The organism is Halomonas sp. 113 (assembly GCF_904067645.1).
GTDB lineage: Bacteria > Pseudomonadota > Gammaproteobacteria > Pseudomonadales > Halomonadaceae > Vreelandella > Vreelandella titanicae.
Window position 1 is genome coordinate 3,405,764 of record NZ_LR881453.1, and the last position, 16,340, is coordinate 3,422,103.

Sequence of the window (16,340 nt, forward strand, 5' to 3'; positions counted from 1 at the left end):
ATCAGATGATCACGGATATTGAAGAACTGCCCGTCGAAGAGGTGGAAAGGTTACGGGCAGAGACTCAGCATTAAGGCCTAACTAAATTAGCGCGACCTCCGCCACTGGGCCAGCGCTTGAATATCCTCCGGTGTCGTCCGGCAGCATCCGCCAATGCCTGACGCGCCTGCTTCAAGCCAGTGCTCAACTCCTTGTACCAATCCGGAAAGATCGGCACCGGTATGATCGCATTGGGACGGGTGCCAGGTTTTGGTTACCGCGTCGTACACTTCCCCCGAGTTGGGATACACCAACACTGGCAGATCGCACTCAAGGCGGATTTCCTCAATCAGCGATTCGATATGGGCCAACGCCGTGCAGTTCACACCAATCGCCGCTACGCCTGGGCACTTGGCCAGGGCCCTCGCACATTCTGCGATCGGCGTGCCATCGCTGATGTGTTGGCCATCCTTCGCCGAGAAAGTGATCCATGCCTGCGCGCCCGGATGCTCGGCCAGCAAATCGGTGATCGCCAGCGCTTCCTCCAGTGAGGGCAAAGTTTCAGCGGCCAGTAAATCAGCCCCCGCCGCCAGCAAGAGGTCAAAACGCTCACGGTGAAATTCAACCAATCCAGCGCGATCCAGATCATAGCCGCCCCGGTATTCACTGCCGTCCGCCAGATACGCGCCATAAGGGCCTACGGATGCGGCCACCAGTGGTTTGGGACGGTCGGTTTGGCCGGGCTGCCATACCGCATCTCTCGCTTGCTGCGCCAGCGTAACCGACAGCTGAATCAACGCCCGCGCCTCTTCTGCCGTCATCCCCGCCTGCATAAAACCTGGCACGGTGGCCTGATAGCTGGCGGTAATCGCACAATCGGCACCGGCTTCAAAGTAAGCCTGATGAACCTGACGAATCTTTTCCGGGGTCTGTGCCAGCAGGCGCGCCGACCAGAGGGCGTCATTGAGGTCGCAGCCTAGCGCTTCCAGCTCAGTGGCCAAGGCACCGTCGATGACCATAAAGGGCACGTCGGCCAACAGGGCTTTAATGGGATTCAACTCATTCATACGGCGTTTTCCTCAACGGCGTTGGGCGAATGTTCAGAACGTTGGGAGGCCGAACGGTGGCGCACAAAGTGCATCAGGTAGCACAGGCCAATGAAAGGCACACCGAAATAGAGCGCAACGCGTTGATGCGGGTCGAAGGCAATGCCAATGCACGCGGCCAGACAGGCTGCAAAAGCAATAATCGGCACCCAGGGGTAGAACGGGGTGCGATAAACCAGATCCTTCAGTTGCCCGCCTTCACGGAGGTAGTGGCGCCGGAAGTTAAACTGGCTAAGCGCAATCGCCATCCAGACCACCACCACGGCCAAACCGGAAATCGAGACGAGCACCAAATAGACGGTTTCAGGGGCATACACGCTGGAGAACAGCGCGCCCAGGCCGCCGACCATGCTGAGTAGCAGGGCATTCATCGGAATGCCACGCTTGTTAAGTCGGCCAAGCGACTTGGGCAAGGTGCCTTGGTCGGCGAGCGTCCATAGCATGCGCGACGAGGCATAAAGCCCGGAATTGGCCGCCGACAGCAGCGCGGTGATGATGACAAAATTCATGATATCGGCTGCACCCGGCACGCCAAGACGCTGGAACACAGCCACAAAGGGGCTTTGACTGAGCCCGGCTTGATCCTGGGGTAGCAGCGCCGCAATCACGACAATGGTGCCGACGAAAAACAGGATCAATCGCCACAGGGTCGCGCGGATCGCCTTGGGCACATTGCGGGCCGGGTCTACCGTTTCTCCGGCGGCAATGCCAATCAGCTCGGTGCCGGAAAAAGCAAACATCACTGCCAGTAAGGCGGTACCAATGGCCATCAGGTTGGGCGGCATGGCGCTCTCTCCCCATAGTGCCGATAGCCCCGGTGAGGCGACCTCAGCGCCAGCGGCATCATGCAGCGGTACCCAGCCAATAATCGCCACCGCCCCCACCAGCACAAACACCACCACCGCGATCACTTTGATCAATGAGAGCCAGAATTCAGACTCGGCAAAGAAGCGCGAGGTAAACGCATTCACGCCAAAGACAATCGCCGCAAACAAGCCACTCCAGTACCAGCCGGGGATATCGGGAAACCAGCGCCCCATAAAGACCGCCGCTGCGGTAAATTCGGAACCTAGCGCCACCGTCCAGGTGAGCCAGTACATCCAGGCCACCATATAGCCGGTGCCGGGGCCAATATAGCGGGTGGCATGCGCGCTGAAGGCGCCTGAATTGGGCATATGCACCGCCAGCTCGCCCAGGCACATCATCACCAGCCAAGCAACAATGCCACCTACCAGATAGGCCAACACTGCCCCAATAGGCCCAGCCTGCTGCACGGTATAACCGGAACTCAAAAACAGGCCGGTGCCAATCACGCCTCCCAGTGAGAGCATCACCAAATGGCGCGTCTGCATACTGCGCTTAAAGTGCGCCCCCTCTTGATCACTTGCTGGCTCACTCATGGTGACATCCCTATCTTTGGCCTAACACGGCGGCAAGCGCCCAGCGGCCTGGCTCAGAAAGGGCACCATTTTAGTGCATCCTTAATTTCCTAAAAAGAATAAAAGAATAATTTAATATTCTTATTTTGAATATGCAGTCTGGCATGGGTGATAAGGGCTGGATATATCAAATGCAGGCAGTGTCTAACGCCAACCCGACAACAGTTGCTTGCCAAGCCCCCGCTATTTATTCTTAGGTATATTGTTTTTTGCGATGCACTCGCTTAGGCACATTGAATAAGGAGCACTCATGGTGGGCACCATTCACAAACATCATGATACCGGCTACAAGGAGCTGTTTAGCTACCCCGAATTCGTGCAACAGTTGATCGAAGGCTTTACGCCTGCTGAGATTGCTAAGCTGATGGATTTCTCCACCCTAAAGAGCCACAGCGGCAACTACATTACGCCGCTTTTTGAAGAGAAGATTGAAGATGTGGTGTGGTCGGTTGAAGTGAAATGGAAAGGCCTCACCCAACGAGTATTTCTGTATATTCTGCTGGAGTTTCAGTCCTCGGTGGATCGCACTATGCCCATTCGACTACTGCACTACGTCGCCTGTTTCTATAGCGAACTATTCAAACAGAAGATCATCACGCCCAGCCAAGGGTTGCCGCCCGTGCTCCCTGTCGTGTTGTATAACGGCTCAGAGCGATGGACGGCACCGCTAGACATCTTCGAGATGATCACCCCAGAACCGCCCGACTTTCTTCAGATTTACCAGCCCCACCTACGCTATTACCTAGTCGATGAAGGGCGCTATACTGATGAACAGCTAGGCTTAGTTCAGACACCGTTAAGCGGTGTGTTCAGCGTCGAAAACGCCGGTGAGAGTTGGGAAGCCCTGCAACTAGCCGTTGATCGTATTGTGGCCATTATCAAAGCGGATCCGAACAAAGAACGCATTGATAAGGTCATCACGCGCTGGATTAAGCGTCATCTGCAGCGGCTTGGTGCAGAAGTTAATCTAGAGCGGCTCAACAGTTTGGTGGAGGATAAAGACATGTTGGCAGAAAACTTAGAAAATCTGGTGCAAAAAGAGCGTCAGGAAGGTCGTCTGGAAGGGCGTCAAGAAGCCGAGCAACGTGCCTTGGAAGGCAAACGCAACGCAGCCCGTAAGCTGATTGCTCGCACCGAAATGGATGATCAGATGATCGCGGATATTGAAGAACTGCCGGTTGAAGAAGTGGAAAAGTTGCGGGCTGAGATCCAGCACTGAGCTCGCTTTATCCCCACTTCTCCTAATAGAAAGTCCTAACAGAAAGCCGTCTGTTGAAAGCTCTCTCGCGCAGTAACGCTAGCGTGCCATGCCAGAAGCTGCGGGTAGTCTTTTTTCCAGTTCACCTCTGGCAGCCTAAAGGCGAGATAATCCAGCGCCACTGCGGTGGCGATGTGACCCAGATTGATAGTTGAGGTCTGTTGTATTTCGCCAAGCTCACCGTCCAGCTGCTTTAATAGCCGCTGAATGGCCCGCGAACGCCTCTGCCCCAGCTCGCTATCATCAATCCCATTGCCGTAATGCTTTCTGGCAATCACGGTATTGAACGCGGCATCCATCAGGTTTTGACCCAACCCCGCCAGGTGCAGCACCTCACCTAAACCAGCCTTGGGAATCATCGGCTTGTTGGGGCTAACGCTATCCAGGTAAACGGCAATCAGCATTGATTCGCTAAGCGTGGTGCCCTCCTCCGTTACCAGCACGGGAATACGCCCGGCGGGGTTGGCTTTTAACAGATCTACATCATCTGCCCAGGGGTCGCACCACTTTAGCGTCACGGCGTCCATCAGGCCTTTTTCCAGTAATACGATGCGCACTAGGCGCGCATAGGGCGAGGTTGCGTTTAGGTAGAGTTCCATTATTGCCTCCCTGGATTTGAAGATTGCTGTGTAGGTTGCTGGGCAGAAAGATGCGAGTGACGCTGCTGTACGCCATGGCTAAGCAGCACCAGCAAAAAGCCAGCGACGAGGATGAGGCCGCTGATGGCAAACAGTGGCGTGTAGCTGCCCCAAGCGCCATAAAGCGCCGACATGGCATAGCCCGCCACCGCCTGGGCGGCTGCAAAGGCGGCGGTGGCTTGCCCCCAGAGCTTCTTGTGGGCGGTTGGCCCTACCAACTCAGCAAGGCGGCCAGAAGTGAGTGCCACAATACCGGGGATCATTGCCCCTACCATGAAGGAGGAAACCGACTGGCTGAGCAGTGCGAGCGAGAACACCGGCAGCAAAACAGCGGCAGCCTTCGCCGCAAAGGCGATCATCAAGCCACCCTGCCAACCCACTCGATGCGCCAGTGCGCCTACCATGAACGGCCCACACAAGGCGCCCAACCCGAAGATTCCCCACTGCAGGGAAGCCGCTTGATTGCCCAGGGCGTTTTCCCTGGCGAGATAGTCCACCCAGAACACGGTATGGGGCACAAAGCCAATCGCATCCAGGGCATAAGCACCAATGACAAGCAGCACAACGACCTTTACACCCGCATACCCTGTGGAGCTATTACCCACCGAGCTAGCCGTTATGGGTGAGGTTAAGTGCGCCACTCCCCAGTCGCACAAAAGGCCAGCGGCAATACAGAGCAGCCCCAGCGTGCCCCAGGTGACTGTCAGGCTTAACCCAAGAAGTAACGGTACGATGAAGGCCGAAAGCAGTGCCCCAAAGCCAATACCGGTAAACACCATGGCACCAACACGCGTTCGCCTTTCAGGTGGTGTGGCCGCCAACGCCAGCGAGGGACCAACGACCATTAAGATGGCCCCGGCAATGCCCGACACCAACCGCCAGAAGAAGAACCAGAGGAAACCACCTGCCCCGGCGCAGAGCACAAAGCTTAGCGCGATACCCGCAAAGCTTGCGGCCATCACCAAGCGAGGAGAAAAGCGCTCACTCAGCGAGTGAGCTACGAGTGCACCGATAAAATACCCCAGCAGGTTGGCGGCCCCCAGGTAGGCGCCTTGGCTCGCGGTAAACCAACCCTCTTGAATAATCGCAGGCAATAGCGGCGTATAGGCGAAGCGCGCAATGCCAATCCCCGCCAGGGTCGCCATTATCCCTGTCATCAGGGCAGGCAGGTCGTGGCTAGTGAGTGTTCGAGTCATCATGTGGTGTCCTTTTCGTGCCGCCTTTCGGGCAAGGTGGGCAGCGCGTTAGTACACAACCAGACTACGCGTGAGGAGCTATTTCTAGAAACGATTAGTTTTGATCGCTATTATCTTGTTTAAAGATAGCCTGACAGGGAGACGGCGTGTGCAATTGAAATCACTTCGACTATTCATGGCCGTAGCCGAAACCGGCAGCTTCGTGACGGCGGCTAAGCAGCTGCACACGGTGCAATCCAATGTGACGGCCCACATCAAGAAACTTGAGGAAGAGTTAGGCGTACAGCTGATTCACCGTGCAGGACGCGTTCGCCCTACCAGTGCCGGATCGGCGCTGGTGGAGTACGCCGAGCGCATGCTGACAGCCCACGACGAAGCGGTATCGCTGTTCAAAGGCCAAGAGAAGGCGTGTGGGCGGCTGCGTATAGGCGCCATGGAGACCACGACGGCGTTGCGCCTTCCGCCGATACTGGCGGCGTACCACGCAGCGCAGCCTGACGTTGATATCCAGATAAAGACCGGGCCCACGGCTGAGCTGGTCGAGTTGTTGCTTAACGGGCAGGTGGACTGTGTCTTCGTGGCCGGGCGACTCGAGCATGGCCGCTACCACTTGCTCAAAGCATTTAGCGAGCAGCTTGTCTTAGTCGGCTCAACACCTATGACGAGAATGCCCTCTTCACAAGAACTGCTGACGTCTGCTTTCTTGGCGTTTCGCCAGGGGTGCAGCTACCGCCAGCGTATTGAGCTGTTGCTGGCTTCCTACGGCGTCAATGCAGGCCGGATTTTTGAGTTCGGCTCCCTGGACGCGATGCTTGGCTGCGTTGCTGCCGGGATGGGTTACACGGTGCTACCCCGTGGGACGGTTGAAGCCCACCAGCACCGGTTCGGGATTCATACGCTGGAACTGCCCACGTCCATCGCCAATGTCGATACCTATTTTGTCGCCCCCGAACCAGAGTCCTGGACACCCGCCCTGGCAAGCTTCGCTGAAACGTTGCGTGACGCGGTGGTGGTGGATGAGCCTCAGCTTACAGCGTCGTGAGGTGGGTGGCTGCCTGATCAATGAAGTTGATCAAAGACTTCCGGGCGTTGTTCAGCAATACGCAAAAGAGCAATGGCCGGGCCCTGTGGCTCTCTACGGCCTTGTTCCCAGTCCTGAAGGGTACGTATGCTTACTCCCAAAAGCCCTGCGAAGGCCGATTGAGATAGGTTCAGTTTCAACCGAATCATTTTGGGTGGCGAGGGCTCTGCTAACTCGTTAGTGCGCAGCGCTCCCCTACCTTTCTTGAAATGTTTTATCTCATTAATGCCGTCGAGTATCTCTGCTCCGAGATTTCTTTTAACCATTTTTGATTGCCTCCGCTATCTGCTTGAGCATGTGCCCAGGGATACTGGCGCGCTCCGTTTTACTATACAGCGTGAGCATCCATATCTCGTGGTCAGATTTCTTCCAATAATAGATAGCTCGGATACCGCCACTCTTTCCCGAACCTGTTGATGACCAACGAACTTTACGAACACCACCCGACCCTTTAATAAGGTCGCCCGCATCTGGTTTCTGCAACAAATACGTTTGCAGCCCACGGTACTCCTCATCCGTAAGATAACTCGGTAATAGCTTGGTGAACGTAGACGTTTCGATGAATAGCATTGCTTAAATATACGGCTTTGCCGTATAAAAAACAAGACTGGATCGGCTCCAGATATCTACCTTGTACGGCTTCTAGAAAACGCTGTGTCAGCACTAGATTTTCCAAAAATAGTGCTGGACTGCTCCATCTTATTGGCTAACACCGGCTTACCGTTGTAGCAGGCCTCAAACTCCTCGGTCACTTTAAAACCATATTGCTGATAGAGCGCTTTTGCCGCCACGTTGCTTCTTGCGACGCAGAGCGTAACGGGTCTTCCGATCCAGGCAATCATATGACCAAACAGTTGATTACCGACGCCTTGGCGGCGAAAAAGCGGGTGAACAAGCAGCGTGCGAATCTCATTTTCGTAAACTGCCCCGTACCCACGAATGCCCTTATCAGCATAAACAAATATCACTGATTCCATCAGCCCTCGTAGGCGCTCCTCGTCTTGCCGAAGCGGTATCAGCTCAAACGGGCCTCGCTCAAACCGGAACTCATCTAGCTTGTAAGCGTTCATTCTAAGACGTCCTGCCGCCCGGCTGACATTCGCCCTACAGTAACCTCACATTTGCCCACACGAGGTTACCCCCATGAGAAAGCACCGCACCCCGGAACAGTGGCAGGCCCTGGTTAGCGCCACGCTGCTGGCCTATGTCGCCACCGCCAAGTACCAAGATGCCTTGCCACTGTATCGGCAGAGCCAGATTTTGCCCGCCATGGCGCGGCGATTCCCCGCAACACCTTGGCCCGCTGGATGGTGCAAGCAGGCGAGCGTGTCGCTCCGCTGATCGATACATTACGCAGACACCTGCTCAGCGCCCCCTTGGTTCACATGGATGAAACAACGCTCCAGGTCAATCAAGAAGCCGACCGTAAAGCCAGCGCCCCCTCGTACATGTGGGTACAACGCGGCGGGCCGCCGGGCCAACAGGTGGTCTTGTTCGATTATGATGCCAGCCGCGCCGGACGAGTGCCCGTGCGCTTGCTGGGCGACTATGCGGGTTGTTTGGTCACCGATGGCTATGAAGGCTACGCCGAGGTGGTGCGCCGCAATGGGATCACCCATGTGGGCTGTTGGGCGCATGCACGGCGTAAGTTCGTCGAGGCGCAAAAAGTGCAGCCTAAAGGTAAAACCGGCAAGGCAGACTGGGCGCTGAACCAGATCCGTAAGCTGTACGGCGTGGAAAAACAGGCGAAGGGCCTTGAGCCCGAAGCGCGTCATGCACTGCGTGAGCAGAAGAGCCGACTATTAATCGATCAACTGCGCACCTGGCTCGATAAGTCACTGGCCCAGGTACTGCCCAAAAGTGCTCTGGGGAAAGCCCTGCACTACCTGAACAACCAGTGGCCACGCCTGACTCGGTTCCTGGACGATGGCGTGATACCGTTGGATAACAATCTGGCCGAGAACGCCATCCGTCCGTTCGTGGTGGGGCGTAAAAACTGGCTGTTCAGTCACACACCGAGCGGCGCTCAGGCCAGTGCGGCGATCTACAGCCTGATCGAAACCGCCAAAGCCAATGGCCTCTCGCCCTACGACTACTTACAGCACGTCTTTGAGACGCTACCCTCTCTCAACGACGATGACCTCAACACGCTACTGCCCTGGCAGTGGAAAGAGACCTTACCGGTCTAGGCAATGACTGCCTAGATGGGGTTATTGGAGCGCTTACGGAGCTCAATAAGGAGAACATGGCATTCACCTTCAGCGAAGGGCCCTACGCTCCACACCTTTGGGAACAACATTCATCTCTCTTTCGGGTAGATGAACAGNTCTAGCTTGGCGAGGGTGTAAATTTCCTCTATGGCTTCAAAATCCTGGTCTTCAAATACTCTTATCATCGTTTTGGTAAAAAAATCAGGTAAGTAGCACGTCTAATAATTGCTGTAGAAGCCTTCATGCTGACAGCAGAGGATTAACTCCTATAGCTCATTCGATCATACAAACACCTGGAGTTGCCTAAGGCTGTTGGATGAACTACAGCTCACTGCGTCGTGCATGGGGTAGCTGGCTGATCAGTGAAGTTGATCAAAGACCTCCCGGGGTTGTTTGCGGCCTGCTGCCATATTTATTAACTTAAGGCCAAGGAACAGGTACAGTCCCAGCTAACGTATCCTCCAACTCCTCATGAAATTGTGGGTCATCAAGCACTTCCTTCGCTAATGTAGAAATTTCGGCTGCTTCTAATTCGCGGTCATTAACCACAAGAACTGCAACTAATGTCGCTGCTTTATTGCGAAATGAATTAATATAGAAATCGGATCTAGAAGTATTAGAATCTGAGTTGTTAGCGCTTAGCATGCCGCTTTCAAAGCTATGCTTCATACGTAGAAAGTCATGCTGTGGATTGACGTATTTCACATACAGTTCATATTCTTTATCCTTGATCAACGCCGGTTGCGCGAAATTGAAAGCTCTATTGGCAGCCTCTGGTTGCTCCGAGTCGAGGAGTTTAAAGATTTCCGTTGTCTTTGAATCCTCATTGAGAACTGCATTTATTGATACAAGATCGCGAAATGCATTTCGATCATACTCTTCATTGATCAACTTAGTGATCAGGCCTCCTCTCACCTGAAGAAGTTCATCCATGGCCGGTGGATATTCTTGTCCGAGCCTCACCCAGTCATAAAGTGCAAATGATGTTCTGACTGCAGAGATACTTTCATCTATTTGCTCTGCATTCTCGTGAAACCAAAAATGCTTTTCCAGCTCAGACTCGTACCGCTTGGCCTGCATATCCAGTCGCGCCTCATGTAAGATCTGAAGCAAATCAGGATTATCAGGTGGAGTCCAATCAGTTGCTACCGCTTGAACCGATATGAAAAAAACAACATGATGGCGACAAAAAATCGAGCTAACTGCATTTTGCATTCCTTACGATAAAAAGATGTTACTAGACGCGCAGTGTTCGCGCGTCTGCTCGTTCTACCATTAAATAAAGCCTGGGGATAAGCTCACTGCTCAAACACTCAATACCTATAGCTGCCACTATCTCAACAAATGCTATCCAGCCCTAACGGCATGCATTGTTGGCTCACTCTATTAGACGCTCGCTCAACGCGACGAGGTCTTCAGCCACAAAATCCCATGCTTCTTCTGCTTCTAAATCTTTGCTCTGTTGAGGGCCATACTCTGTGCGCCGGGGTATAAACGCCGTTTTCATTCCCAGTGCACGGGCAGCACGCAGGTCAGCATTATGTGCCGCACACAGCATTACCTCTTCAGGCGGTAGGCGTAGCAGACGGCAAGCTCCTAAGTAGACCTCAGTGTCAGGCTTGTAGTGCTCGAATAACTCGGCGCAAAAAATCATATCCCACGGTAACTTGGCGTGACGGGCAACATCGACCATTAATGAGACATTACCGTTGGTCAGCGTTGCGATGATGGTGTGCTCTTTCAAGCGCTGTAGGCCATGCGGGACATCGGACCAGGGCTCTAATTGGTGCCAAAAGTAATTGACGCGATCAATGGTCGCTTCGTCTAGCGCAATCCCATGTTGATTGAGTAGTTTGACTAAGCTTTCTCGATGCAGATCATCTAATACCGTCCAGGGGATTTCCCCTCTGCGTACCCTGTCCATGGAAGGCGCATAAAGCTGACGCCATTGATCAGCCAGCACTTCACTAGGCAGCTCAATCCCCAGATCTTTCTCTAGCTCATTGAACTGATGAATCAAACTGGAGCGCCAATCAACAAGAGTGCCAAATACGTCAAACACGATCGCTTTCATTAATTTCTCCTTGCCGCTGGATGGTCATTAATAGCCCCAATAACGTCATGGCGATCAGCAGACTCCAGCCGAGCATAAAACTGCCACTTATATCTAACAGCCACCCAAGGAGTGGTGGTATCGATACAATCGCCAGTTGGTTAATCGCCATAGCCAATCCCAGCACAAAGCCGGTTTTATCAGCAGGTGCAGACTCAGCCACATAAGCTACCCAAGGGCCGTACCAACCAAAACCAAAAAAGCCTAGCCAGGCCATCAAACCGCTCAGCATGAGCGTTGAGTGAAGCGGTAGCCAAACCAATACCAGCAGCCCTACTATCACCGCCACCATGCACCCCATTACCGGAAAATAGCGTGAGCGACAGCGGTCGCTCCAGGCCGCCAGCAAAATACGTCCGGCAACCCCGGCCCCTTGGGCTACGAATAGCAGCGCCGCCGCCTGCAGTACCTCCATTTGCAAGCGGCTATGCAGATAGAGCACGGTAAAAATCAAAATGCCGTACTGAACCGAGATCAAACTAATACCGGACGCCATGATCTGTTTCATGGCCGGTTCACGAATCATTGCCAATCGCGATAAGACGACTTGTTTTACGCTACCTTCAGAGGCTCTTGCTACCGGCACCACGCCACCAGGGGTACGGTAAAAAAGTATAAAGACCAACGCCCCGAAGATTGCAATCAGCCCACCCACCAGAAAAGAGGCGCGCCACCCCCAGGTGATAGCGACGGTTGGCAGTACGATCGCCGCCAGCGCCCCACCGAGCGGCAAACCTGCCTGACGAATCCCCATGGCAAAACCGCGCTGGGATTTATCGAACCAAGCAGCTACCGATTTGCTACCGCCAGGCTGGGCGGTACTGTAGCCCGCCCCTACGATGACCAAAAACAGCAGCATTGCCCAGTAACTCTCAGCCAGCACGGCAGCGCTTAGCGCGATGCCCACTACGAGGGTTCCCACCCCTACCACTAAGCGTTCACTGAACCTGTCCAGCAACTCGCCGGCAACTAACAGCCCGACTAAAGGCACCAGTTGAGCAGCAGAGACCAGCGCCCCAATCTGAAATGCAGAGAGCGCCATATCTGCCTGTATATAAACGCTGATGGCCCCGATGCCTTGAACGAAAAAGCATGCCGCTGCTTGAGCCAGGGTGGCTATCAGTAGAATGAACCAGCGGTAGTTGTGAGCAGAAGCCATAGGCAGCATTGTCGTCATAGGGGTTCTCAGCGCATTGAGCCTTTCCTAAGAATTAACCCTTTTTGGGCGCTAAGCCGCGACGATATCGCAACGCCTGTTGCCACATCAGCAAGCACCGCTACTTTTCTGGCTAGGTTGCGTTACCGAATAAAAGAGGCGAAAAAATTGCCAACATTGCAATGAAGCGTGGAATGCCGTTCAAACAACCTCAGAGAAGGTTCTTACATTTTTCATTTCCAGCAGCCCATCCCATAACCGCTGGGCTTCTGCTGCGAGGGGCGCTGTGCGTCTCAGCAAGGTGATTTTTAATGGCACATCGAAAGCGGCACCTCCCGCTCGAACAAGCCGCTTAGCCCCAAGGTCTTCCCGCACTAGCGAATAGGGAAGCCACGCAACACCCAATCTTGATAACGTCATATGACGCAAACTATCAGCAAGACCAGCATCATGGTGTTGCTGTAAATTCAAACCTTGATTCACCAGCATGGCACTCAGCGACCAACCCAAATGGCACTCTTGGGAATAATTCAAAAATGAGAGTGGGGAGCCATCTGCAGCATGTAAATTAAACAGTGGCTGACCTGCGGCATTTGGTGCGCTAACAGGGATGAGAGACTCGGTATCTAGCTCAATTGAAGTGTAACTATCACTCTCTACTCCCAAACGCCTTGCAATAAGGTGTTCACCATCGAATAGTGCCGTTACATAGTCGGCCTCTCCCTGATCTAGAGTGGCTAGGCACTCCGGCAATGTATTAGCATCAATGCTAAATTTTGCCTGTGTGAACTGCTCTTGTAAGCGCGGCATCCAGTGAGGAAAAAATATCGCAGCCATAATGTGTGGTGAGCAAAATCGTATCCGCCTTTTCTGATCGTTAATATCATCAGCAACGGAGCGGCGAAATTGATCAAAAGCGCTAAGCGCTTGTGAAGCTACCATTTGCAGGCTTTGCCCTGCCTCCGTCAGCACTAGCTCCCCTTTACGCCGCTCAAACAGCGTGGTGCCTGCCCACTCTTCAAGGCCTTGAATACGACGACTCAAGCCTGAAACCGAAACATGCCGATGCTCAGCCGTGCGGCTAAAACTCTTGGTTTCACAAAGGGCCAGGAAATCTCTCAGGATTATCAAATCAGTCATTGAAGGCCTTCCGGCAGATAAGCTTTAGTCTTACTTTAGCTAAATAAATCGAAAGGAAATAGCGCTTTTGAATACTTTCCAACCCGCTGTCAAAGGCCTTAGAGCTGATTTTGTTGCCCTAGAACCAGATACCCGAAAACACGCTTCGCTTAAACGCTGAGTGAAGTGGTGATGGTGGGTGAGCCTCAGCTTACTGCGTCGTGTGGTGAATCGAAGAATTCCGGGGTCTTATTCAAGCTTTTTTCACAAAATGGGCGGTCACCATCATGTCGCCGACGCCGTCGACCTTGCAGTCCAGTTGGTGATCCTTGCTATCCAAGAGCCGCTTGATAACGGCTTTGGTGCCCACCTTGAGTACCAGTGAGCTGCCTTTGACCTTGAGGTCTTTGATCATCGTTACCTTATCGCCTTCCGCTAACAGCGTGCCATGGGCATCTTTTACCGTCACGTTGTCTTCCACCTCAGTCTCAGAAGGGTTCCATTCGTGGGCGCACTCGGGGCAGATGAACAGGCTTTGATCCTGATAGACGAATTCGGATTGGCAATTGGGGCAAGGTGGGCACGACATGAATGATGACTTTTGTGGCTTGGTTTAGGCTGCTTATGATACTGAGCCTGTGTACCCTTGGCGAATGCCTTCACGCCAGCCCATGAAAGGAGAACCAGGATGAACAAACGTGACCTGGAAGCAACCTACCGTGATTACATCACCTGCCTCAATAATCAGGATTGGACGAACCTTGACCAGTTCGTGCATGACGATGTCCACCATAACAGCAGGCGCCTAGGGCTTGATGGTTATCGCGCCATGCTGGAAGCCGATTACGAGCAGATACCGGATCTTCACTTTAACATTGAGCTTTTGGCCGTTGATTCACCCCATGTCGCGTGCAGGTTGCGATTCGATGTCACACCCAAAGGTAGCTTCCTTGGCCTTGCGGTGGATGGCAAAAACGTGACGTTTTGCGAAAACGCGTTCTACCTGTTTAGCGATGGCAAGATTAGGGAGGTCTGGTCGGTCATTGATAAAGCCGCGATTGAGGCTCAGCTTGGTTAAACGTTGTGGTTATCTCCATTAACAAACGAATAGAGCAGAATATCGGATCGGTACGCCCAGCCTTGGTGGGCCTCGTTTTGTGACGATATTGGTCTAGAGAAGCGTTATCTGAGCCGTTTGACTGGCTACCTGCGCTCCTTGGATAGTCATTAACTTATCACCTGAACGACACAGCTTTGTCACTTAGGCGGGCTACCGTTGCATTGTAAGTCACAATAAAGTGAGCTTATACATTGCAGAAGGTGATCCAATGGAGCCTATTCAATCCTCTGACTTAATGCTCCGCATCGAGAAAATGGGGGTGACATATCCTGGGAATGTCCTCGCACTCCGCCCCACCACCGTCGATTTCCACAAAGGGGAGTTTACGGTACTACTCGGCCTTTCCGGTGCGGGTAAATCGACGTTACTGCGTTCTCTCAACCACTTGGTGCGGCCCAGCACTGGCAAAGTGATCTCGGCCGAGCTAGGTGCGCTCGAAACCCGGTCTACGGTACGCCGCCATCGGTGCAAAACCGCCATGGTTTTCCAGCACCATCAGCTCATTGAACGCCATACGGCGCTCCAGAATGTGCTGACCGGTCGGCTTGCTTACCACAGCACCTGGCGCAGTTTGTTTCCGCTACCCAGGCAGGAACAGGCGCTTGCTCTGCACTGCCTGGACCGCGTAGGCATGGCCGAGAAAGCGCTTACCCGGGTCGATCAACTCTCCGGCGGGCAGCAACAGCGGGTGGGCATTGCGCGTGCCTTGGCGCAGCAGCCCGCCATGATATTGGCGGACGAGCCAGTGGCCAGCCTTGACCCGGCAACCTCTGAGCGAGTGCTAACGCTACTGCGAGATATATGCCGTGAGGATGGTATTACCGCCATTATTTCACTGCACCAGCTGGAGTATGCCCAGCGGTTTGCTGACCGCATTATCGGGTTAGCGAATGCCCAAATCGTTTTCGATGCGGCCCCCTCACAGTTACAGCAACGCCACCTGAACGAGATCTACCACGGCACGCGCGGAGCTGTGACCGACGCCGCTGAGACCACCGAACCCAACCCTCAAACCACCACTCCCTCCCCGATAAAACTGGAGATTGCCCAATGAAACCGCTATTCAGCTTTTTCTTTGCCATCTGTCTTATGTTTGGAATCGCCATGCCGGCCTTGGCGGCGGACCCTGATCCAAATCCGGATCTATTAAAAGTCGCGCTACTCCCCGATGAAAACGCTTCTGAACTGATCAAACGCAACCAGCCATTGAAAGAGTATCTTGAAAGTACCCTTGGGAAAGAAATTGAGTTAATCGTCACCACGGATTACTCCTCCATGATCGAAGCCATGCGCTTTGGTCGCATCGACCTCGCCTACTTCGGCCCGCTCTCCTATGTGATGGCAAGAAGCAAAAGTGAGATCGAACCCTTTGCCGCCATGATTGTGGATGGCAAGCCCACCTATCGCTCCATCATTATTGCCAATGTCGATTCCGGCGTTGAGTCCTATGCGGATATCGAAGGCATGAAAATGGCCTATGGCGACCGTGCCTCTACGTCAAGCCACCTGATTCCCAAAACCGTGCTGCTTGAATCGGCGGGGCTGGAAGCAGGCGAGGACTATGAAGCCCATTTCGTTGGCTCCCATGATGCCGTGGCGGTGAACGTGGCCAATGGTAATGCGGATGCAGGCGGGCTATCGGAAGTGATCTTTGAGCACGTAATGGACCGCGGCCTGATAGACCGCAACCAGGTTAGGGTGTTGGGTCACAGCGGGGAGTACCCTCAGTACCCTTGGGCGATGCGTTCCAACCTGGACCCTGAACTCAAGCAGCAGATCCAGGATGCCTTCATCAGCATCGATGATGAAGAGATTCTGGACAACCTAAAAGCCGAAGGTTTCGCCGTTATCACGGACGCCGATTACGATGTGATTCGGGAAATGGGTAGTCTGCTCAACCTCGACTTCGGCAAGATGTAAGGGGG

16 protein-coding genes and 1 pseudogene are annotated in these 16,340 nt (G+C 53.7%); 6 read left to right on the top strand and 11 right to left on the bottom strand.

The genetic code is table 11. The features are described from left to right. Positions 1-86: 86 nt before the first annotated feature. Both mmuM and YERSI8AC_RS16060 read right to left on the bottom strand, forming a co-directional pair. Positions 87-1,046 carry a homocysteine S-methyltransferase gene (mmuM, locus tag YERSI8AC_RS16055; RefSeq protein WP_022522641.1) on the bottom strand — a complete coding sequence of 320 codons (960 nt, stop codon included), beginning with the start codon at positions 1,044-1,046 and terminating at the stop codon, positions 87-89. Then, on the bottom strand, positions 1,043-2,485 hold the full coding sequence (locus tag YERSI8AC_RS16060; RefSeq protein WP_022522640.1) for an amino acid permease: 1,443 nt from the start codon (positions 2,483-2,485) through the stop codon (positions 1,043-1,045). The genes mmuM and YERSI8AC_RS16060 overlap by 4 nt, the downstream gene beginning before the upstream one ends. A 289-nt stretch (positions 2,486-2,774) precedes the next feature. Here YERSI8AC_RS16060 and YERSI8AC_RS16065 point away from each other — a divergent pair, with 289 nt between their 5' ends. Beyond that, positions 2,775-3,743 (top strand): Rpn family recombination-promoting nuclease/putative transposase, encoded by a 969-nt coding sequence (locus YERSI8AC_RS16065; protein ID WP_022522639.1) that lies wholly within the window; start codon positions 2,775-2,777, stop codon positions 3,741-3,743. A 35-nt stretch (positions 3,744-3,778) separates the two neighbouring features. On the opposite strand, the gene YERSI8AC_RS16070 is transcribed toward YERSI8AC_RS16065, so the two are convergent. Next, positions 3,779-4,381: a glutathione S-transferase N-terminal domain-containing protein gene (locus YERSI8AC_RS16070; RefSeq protein WP_022522638.1), complete on the bottom strand. Its 603-nt coding sequence runs from the start codon at positions 4,379-4,381 to the stop codon at positions 3,779-3,781. Beyond that, positions 4,381-5,619: a YbfB/YjiJ family MFS transporter gene (locus YERSI8AC_RS16075; RefSeq protein ID WP_022522637.1), complete on the bottom strand. Its 1,239-nt coding sequence runs from the start codon at positions 5,617-5,619 to the stop codon at positions 4,381-4,383. Before YERSI8AC_RS16075 ends, YERSI8AC_RS16070 begins: the two co-directional genes overlap by 1 nt. 145 nt (positions 5,620-5,764) lie before the next feature. Here YERSI8AC_RS16075 and YERSI8AC_RS16080 point away from each other — a divergent pair, with 145 nt between their 5' ends. Further along, positions 5,765-6,658, top strand: coding sequence for a LysR family transcriptional regulator (locus YERSI8AC_RS16080; RefSeq protein WP_022522636.1), 894 nt, complete (start codon positions 5,765-5,767; stop codon positions 6,656-6,658). Positions 6,659-6,675: 17 nt separating this feature from the next. On the opposite strand, the gene YERSI8AC_RS16085 is transcribed toward YERSI8AC_RS16080, so the two are convergent. Both YERSI8AC_RS16085 and YERSI8AC_RS16090 read right to left on the bottom strand, forming a co-directional pair. Then, positions 6,676-6,963: a helix-turn-helix domain-containing protein gene (locus YERSI8AC_RS16085; RefSeq protein ID WP_022522635.1), complete on the bottom strand. Its 288-nt coding sequence runs from the start codon at positions 6,961-6,963 to the stop codon at positions 6,676-6,678. Between the two features lie 360 nt (positions 6,964-7,323). After that, positions 7,324-7,767, bottom strand: a complete 444-nt coding sequence (locus YERSI8AC_RS16090) for a GNAT family N-acetyltransferase (protein ID WP_159177071.1) — start codon at positions 7,765-7,767, stop codon at positions 7,324-7,326. 91 nt (positions 7,768-7,858) lie between these two features. Between YERSI8AC_RS16090 and tnpC the strand changes: the two are divergent. Beyond that, positions 7,859-8,886 (top strand): annotated as a pseudogene (gene tnpC, locus YERSI8AC_RS16095) (IS66 family transposase); the annotation flags it as partial. Positions 8,887-9,327: 441 nt separating this feature from the next. Here the strand turns inward: tnpC and YERSI8AC_RS16100 are convergent. From YERSI8AC_RS16100 to YERSI8AC_RS16120, 5 genes are all read right to left on the bottom strand, one after another. After that, positions 9,328-10,122 (bottom strand): hypothetical protein, encoded by a 795-nt coding sequence (locus YERSI8AC_RS16100; protein WP_141224479.1) that lies wholly within the window; start codon positions 10,120-10,122, stop codon positions 9,328-9,330. Between the two features lie 163 nt (positions 10,123-10,285). Then, the gene (locus tag YERSI8AC_RS16105; RefSeq protein ID WP_022522631.1) at positions 10,286-10,981 is read right to left on the bottom strand and encodes a haloacid dehalogenase type II; all 696 of its coding nucleotides are present in this window, start codon (positions 10,979-10,981) and stop codon (positions 10,286-10,288) included. Then, complete coding sequence (locus YERSI8AC_RS16110; RefSeq protein ID WP_022522630.1) at positions 10,962-12,197, bottom strand: MFS transporter; 1,236 nt, start codon at positions 12,195-12,197, stop codon at positions 10,962-10,964. The genes YERSI8AC_RS16105 and YERSI8AC_RS16110 overlap by 20 nt, the downstream gene beginning before the upstream one ends. 180 nt (positions 12,198-12,377) lie before the next feature. After that, positions 12,378-13,316, bottom strand: coding sequence for a LysR family transcriptional regulator (locus tag YERSI8AC_RS16115; RefSeq protein WP_022522629.1), 939 nt, complete (start codon positions 13,314-13,316; stop codon positions 12,378-12,380). 232 nt (positions 13,317-13,548) lie between these two features. Beyond that, positions 13,549-13,884: a zinc ribbon domain-containing protein YjdM gene (locus YERSI8AC_RS16120; protein ID WP_138801401.1), complete on the bottom strand. Its 336-nt coding sequence runs from the start codon at positions 13,882-13,884 to the stop codon at positions 13,549-13,551. A gap of 99 nt (positions 13,885-13,983) precedes the next feature. Here YERSI8AC_RS16120 and YERSI8AC_RS16125 point away from each other — a divergent pair, with 99 nt between their 5' ends. From YERSI8AC_RS16125 to phnD, 3 genes are all read left to right on the top strand, one after another. Beyond that, complete coding sequence (locus tag YERSI8AC_RS16125) at positions 13,984-14,373, top strand: ester cyclase (RefSeq protein WP_159177072.1); 390 nt, start codon at positions 13,984-13,986, stop codon at positions 14,371-14,373. Positions 14,374-14,623: 250 nt separating this feature from the next. Continuing rightward, complete coding sequence (phnC, locus tag YERSI8AC_RS16130; RefSeq protein WP_022522626.1) at positions 14,624-15,469, top strand: phosphonate ABC transporter ATP-binding protein; 846 nt, start codon at positions 14,624-14,626, stop codon at positions 15,467-15,469. Next, on the top strand, positions 15,466-16,335 hold the full coding sequence (gene phnD / locus YERSI8AC_RS16135; RefSeq protein WP_022522625.1) for a phosphate/phosphite/phosphonate ABC transporter substrate-binding protein: 870 nt from the start codon (positions 15,466-15,468) through the stop codon (positions 16,333-16,335). Before phnC ends, phnD begins: the two co-directional genes overlap by 4 nt. Positions 16,336-16,340: the final 5 nt, after the last annotated feature.

Bases quoted from the DNA above. Each gene is read 5' to 3' on its own strand.
- mmuM (WP_022522641.1), bottom strand. From the start codon at position 1,046: ATGAATGAGTTGAATCCCATTAAAGCCCTGTTGGCCGACGTGCCCTTT.
- YERSI8AC_RS16060 (WP_022522640.1), bottom strand. From the start codon at position 2,485: ATGAGTGAGCCAGCAAGTGATCAAGAGGGGGCGCACTTTAAGCGCAGT.
- YERSI8AC_RS16065 (WP_022522639.1), top strand. From the start codon at position 2,775: ATGGTGGGCACCATTCACAAACATCATGATACCGGCTACAAGGAGCTG.
- YERSI8AC_RS16070 (WP_022522638.1), bottom strand. From the start codon at position 4,381: ATGGAACTCTACCTAAACGCAACCTCGCCCTATGCGCGCCTAGTGCGC.
- YERSI8AC_RS16075 (WP_022522637.1), bottom strand. From the start codon at position 5,619: ATGATGACTCGAACACTCACTAGCCACGACCTGCCTGCCCTGATGACA.
- YERSI8AC_RS16085 (WP_022522635.1), bottom strand. From the start codon at position 6,963: ATGGTTAAAAGAAATCTCGGAGCAGAGATACTCGACGGCATTAATGAG.
- YERSI8AC_RS16090 (WP_159177071.1), bottom strand. From the start codon at position 7,767: ATGAACGCTTACAAGCTAGATGAGTTCCGGTTTGAGCGAGGCCCGTTT.
- YERSI8AC_RS16100 (WP_141224479.1), bottom strand. From the start codon at position 10,122: ATGCAAAATGCAGTTAGCTCGATTTTTTGTCGCCATCATGTTGTTTTT.
- YERSI8AC_RS16105 (WP_022522631.1), bottom strand. From the start codon at position 10,981: ATGAAAGCGATCGTGTTTGACGTATTTGGCACTCTTGTTGATTGGCGC.
- YERSI8AC_RS16110 (WP_022522630.1), bottom strand. From the start codon at position 12,197: ATGACGACAATGCTGCCTATGGCTTCTGCTCACAACTACCGCTGGTTC.
- YERSI8AC_RS16115 (WP_022522629.1), bottom strand. From the start codon at position 13,316: ATGACTGATTTGATAATCCTGAGAGATTTCCTGGCCCTTTGTGAAACC.
- YERSI8AC_RS16120 (WP_138801401.1), bottom strand. From the start codon at position 13,884: ATGTCGTGCCCACCTTGCCCCAATTGCCAATCCGAATTCGTCTATCAG.
- YERSI8AC_RS16125 (WP_159177072.1), top strand. From the start codon at position 13,984: ATGAACAAACGTGACCTGGAAGCAACCTACCGTGATTACATCACCTGC.
- phnC (WP_022522626.1), top strand. From the start codon at position 14,624: ATGGAGCCTATTCAATCCTCTGACTTAATGCTCCGCATCGAGAAAATG.
- phnD (WP_022522625.1), top strand. From the start codon at position 15,466: ATGAAACCGCTATTCAGCTTTTTCTTTGCCATCTGTCTTATGTTTGGA.